The sequence below is a fragment of the Microcystis sp. LE19-10.1B genome (assembly GCF_027530565.1).
GTDB classification, from domain to species: domain Bacteria; phylum Cyanobacteriota; class Cyanobacteriia; order Cyanobacteriales; family Microcystaceae; genus Microcystis; species Microcystis aeruginosa.
Genome location: NZ_JAPZQM010000428.1, coordinates 1 through 1,482, shown reverse-complemented (window position 1 = coordinate 1,482; position 1,482 = coordinate 1). Strand labels below are relative to the sequence as shown.

Here is a 1,482-nt window from a genome sequence, read left to right as displayed (position 1 = left end):
AACCCTTATAGAGAAAGACATTGGACGATTTTTGTCAATTGTTTTTGATCTAGAGCGAGCTAATCAGTTAAATCTTTTGCCAGATAAGGATTTAGTCGATTTATGCCCCCCTATCGAACCATAACAAGTAACGAAGAGCCATAATCTCCTGTCTCGGAGTCTCCTAACCAAGCACGACAATTTTTGATTTTCGCAAGAGTTCTAATAACCAGTTGATTTAGTCAGCCGATGAAGTTAAGATGTACTAGGTTAAACACAAATGAACTAAAGTACAAATTATCTTAACCCAAGCATAGGAAAATAGATCATGACTAACCTCGAATCCCTTACTCAAGCGCAACAGGAGTTGTACGACTGGCTAATTGAGTATATTCGCACTACTCAACACGCCCCTTCCATCCGGCAAATGATGCGAGCGATGAATTTACGCTCTCCCGCACCGATTCAAAGCCGTTTAGAACGTTTACGCGCCAAAGGCTATATTGATTGGACAGAAGGAAAAGCACGCACCCTGCGGATTCTCAAACAACCAGTGCAAGGTTTACCAGTTCTAGGTGCGATCGCTGCTGGTGGTTTAGTGGAACCCTTCACCGATGTGGAAGAAAAACTCGATCTTTCTAACCTGTTGCAACGCAGCCAAGACTGTTATGCTCTGCGCGTTTCCGGAGACAGTATGATCGAGGATCATATTGCCGATGGGGATCTGGTGATTATGCGTTCTCTCACGGGTAATGAAGCGGTGTCCAATGGGGAAATCGTCGCCGCCAGAGTCGAAGGCCACGGCACTACTTTAAAACGTTTCTACCAAGAAGGCGAAATCATCACTCTCCAACCCTCCAATCAAAAATATCAACCAATTACAGCCAATACTGAACAAGTACAAGTGCAAGGGGTTTTGGTTGGTGTTTGGCGCGGTTATTAGCCAAAACTGGGGCGCACTTAAGCGCCCCGATAATTTTTCCTCTCCTTGGCTACCGGAAAAAAATCGGGTTGGCAAACTAGGATAATATAAGGGTTTTAGCCTATCCCGCACTCAGGTGTTTTAACTTTTATGCCCAAAAAACAGAAGTATCCCCATCTCTTGGGGTCAAAATGGACGGCAAAACAAAAAACATGGGGCTGGCGACATTTTCAAGTGGTCAATCGTCAAAATCGCGGTCAATGGGTTTTTGCGGAATTAGTCGCTTCCTGCGATCCGACTGTCCGCTTCTGGATTAATGCTAAACAGTTGCAAGACGCGAATCTCTGGCAATCAGGTTGGCAAACCCTAACGGAAATGAACCAACCCGACAGCACCGACGAGATTATTGTTAATTAGGGTTTGCTGAAAAAGGTTTTCGGTGGGGGCAGGGTGTGGGGTGTGGGGTGTGGGGTGTGGGGTTTTACCAGTTTTGAGGTGGTCAACTACCTAATTTTCAGGGAAAAAGTACCTGAATTTTCCCCCGATCCCCGCAATGGCTGGCACTTTTTGAGGGGAAAAAA

General features: G+C 45.5%; 2 protein-coding genes. Both read left to right on the top strand.

Annotated features, from left to right (window positions below; genetic code table 11):
* The first annotated feature begins 307 nt into the window (after window positions 1–307).
* The gene (lexA, locus tag O9332_RS15585; RefSeq protein ID WP_002758280.1) at window positions 308–922 is read left to right on the top strand and encodes a transcriptional repressor LexA; all 615 of its coding nucleotides are present in this window, start codon (window positions 308–310) and stop codon (window positions 920–922) included.
* 129 nt (window positions 923–1,051) lie between these two features.
* Window positions 1,052–1,318, top strand: a complete 267-nt coding sequence (locus O9332_RS15580; RefSeq protein ID WP_002800208.1) for a TIGR02450 family Trp-rich protein — start codon at window positions 1,052–1,054, stop codon at window positions 1,316–1,318.
* Window positions 1,319–1,482 lie beyond the last annotated feature (164 nt).